Source organism: uncultured Limnohabitans sp. (assembly GCF_937889215.1).
GTDB lineage: Bacteria > Pseudomonadota > Gammaproteobacteria > Burkholderiales > Burkholderiaceae_C > Limnohabitans_A.
This window is the reverse complement of record NZ_CALBEX010000425.1, coordinates 1-2,357: the sequence shown is the minus strand read 5'-3', so window position 1 is coordinate 2,357 and position 2,357 is coordinate 1. Positions and strand designations below refer to the sequence as shown.

2 protein-coding genes are annotated in these 2,357 nt (G+C 61.2%); both read right to left on the bottom strand.

The genetic code is table 11. The annotated features are described in order from the left end of the window. A partial coding sequence (locus Q0341_RS10875) for a VWA domain-containing protein (protein WP_299513101.1) occupies positions 1–1,616 on the bottom strand: 1,616 nt, incomplete at its 3' end. Positions 1,617–1,625: 9 nt separating this feature from the next. Beyond that, positions 1,626–2,357, bottom strand: a 732-nt coding sequence (locus Q0341_RS10870; protein WP_299513099.1) for an ATP-binding protein, incomplete at its 5' end; no start/stop codon positions are given.

The following is a 2,357-nucleotide window of genomic DNA, read 5'->3' as shown; positions in this document are numbered from 1 at the left end:
GCTTGTTCGCAGGCCATTTTCAGTGCCAAAGCCAAAGGCGTACCGCCACCACCGGGCAGTCCCGTCATGGCCCGCTTGGCGCGCACCAAAGAGCGCGTCATGGGCAAAAGCAATTGGGCTTGCGCGCCTCTGAACGCCACGATGCACACGCTGTCGCGGCGGGCGTAGGATTGTTGCAGCAGCAACTCCACCGCCCCTTTGGCTTCAGCCAAGCGTTGCAGCGCGGCCGAGCCGGAAGCGTCTAAGGCCAAGATCAGGCAGGTGGCGCTGTTTTGTTGGTAACGGTGGACATGAAAGTCTTCTGAACGAATGGCCACGCGGGCTGTTTGGGTGCCTTTTCTCAAGCGCTGCTTGGGCGCAGCCGCGCGCAAGGTGGCCAAGACGTGCAAGCGCGCGAGCCCGCCCGGTCGGCCCGGCCGAGGGGGCAGGGGCCTGCCGCGCTGCATGCCCGAGCGCACGGTGCCGCTGCGCCCCGAGCTCTGGCCAGTATTGCTGCCTGTTTTGGTCATCAGGCGCTCCAATATATTGGCAGGCAAACTCGCCAGCGCCGCCGCGATCAATAGATCTTCCAGATCCTGCGGACTGGGGTCTTTCACCTCGTCGCTGTCCTCCTCGCCTTCATCGGGGGGAGGGGGCTCGGGCGAATCGGTGGGCGGTGGCGGGTTGTCCTGTGGCGGGGGCTGTTCCGCTTGCGTTTCTGGCTCCGACGCCGACTCTGATGCCGCTTCTGGCTGAGGTTCTTGGGGCGTGGGCTCTGTGGGGTCGGACGCGTTGTCGGGTGGTGTGGGCCATTGGGTCGCCCGAGGTGCCAACACAGCGCGGGTGGCAAATGCCAAATCTGCTTGCACCACTTCGCTTCTCAAATGCAAGGCGGCGTGCACGCAAGCCACCCTCAGCGCCAAGCTGGGCACACGCAAGGAGTCGATGCCCAGCCCCATGGCGGTGGCGCAGATGGCCGTGGCCTGCTCATCGTTGAACTGCATGCGCTGAAGCAATGTGCGCATCTCTGCCAAGGACTGCGCCGTTAGTAAGATGTTGACAGCACCTTCGTCGCTGCCCTTGTCTTGTAACGCGAACGCCAGATCGGAGACCGCTGAAGGGGGCAGCTCTTGCAGGTTCAGCCAAAGCCCCAGGCGTTCTTGCAACGCCGGGCTGATGGGCAGATCGTCGCCCGTTGACTCGTCCAAGGCAACCACGCCAAATGTGGTCTGAACAGCGGCTTGGGCGCTGTCGCTCATGCGCAAAGGTGGCAAGCATTGGGTGTCCATGGCTTGCGTCAATGGGGCCATCAAGGACGCGGGAAACCGCTCGGCCATGCTGATGCAAACCAAGCCCTCGTGAGCCTGCGCCAACAGACCCGATTGCAGGTGCAACTGACCGGTTTGCAGGGTGAGTGACAAATCGATGCCCCCCAATAAACGTTCCAAATCAATGCTGCCGGGCAGCTTGACGGTGTTCATCTTTGTGGTGGCGAGCTGCCGCAGCCATTGATCGCGCACCGGTCCAAAGGGGGCTCGAAGCCACACACCGCCAAAGCCGTGGGGGTCAATTTGCAACAATTGCAACGCGGTCAGGGCATCGTTCCAGGTCTCTAGATCTCGCAGCGCGTTGGACATGACCGGCCTTCAGGTCGCCAAAATGTCTTGCAGGCACCTTTGCACGCGTTCACCTGAATCGGTGTCGTCCAGAGGGTTTCGGCGCATGCGATGGCGCAAGGCCAAGGGGGCAATGGTTTTCAGGTGCTCAGGATGGACCACTTTGTCCCCCTGCATGGCCGCCAGCGCCCGTGTAGCGCGCAGCAGCGTCAATTCGGCACGTAGTCCATCGGTGCCCAGTTGTTGACACAGCCGAGCGCACAAAGTGAGCATGTCATCGTCCACCACCACCGTGGCCAGTGCTTTTCTGGCTTTTACGATGCGCTTTTGCAGTTTCTCGTTCTGAGCTTGCCATTGGGCTTTGTAAGCCACGGGGTCTTTGTCGAAGGCATCTCGTCGTTTGATGACCTCGACCCGCAAGGCCACGTCTTGAGGTGTCTTGACATTGACCGACAGACCAAAACGGTCCAGCAACTGCGGGCGCAGTTCGCCCTCTTCGGGGTTGCCGCTGCCCACCAGCACAAAGCGGGCCGGGTGGCGAATGGAGAGACCTTCGCGTTCGACCAGGTTTTCTCCCGAAGCGGCCACGTCGATCAACAAATCCACCAAATGGTCGTCCAGCAAATTCACCTCGTCGATGTACAAAAAGCCCCGATGGGCCTGCGCCAGCAAACCGGGTGAAAACTCTTTGATGCCTTGCGACAAAGCTTTTTCTAAATCGAGCGCGCCCACAATACGGTCTTCTGTGGCGCCCAGGGGCAA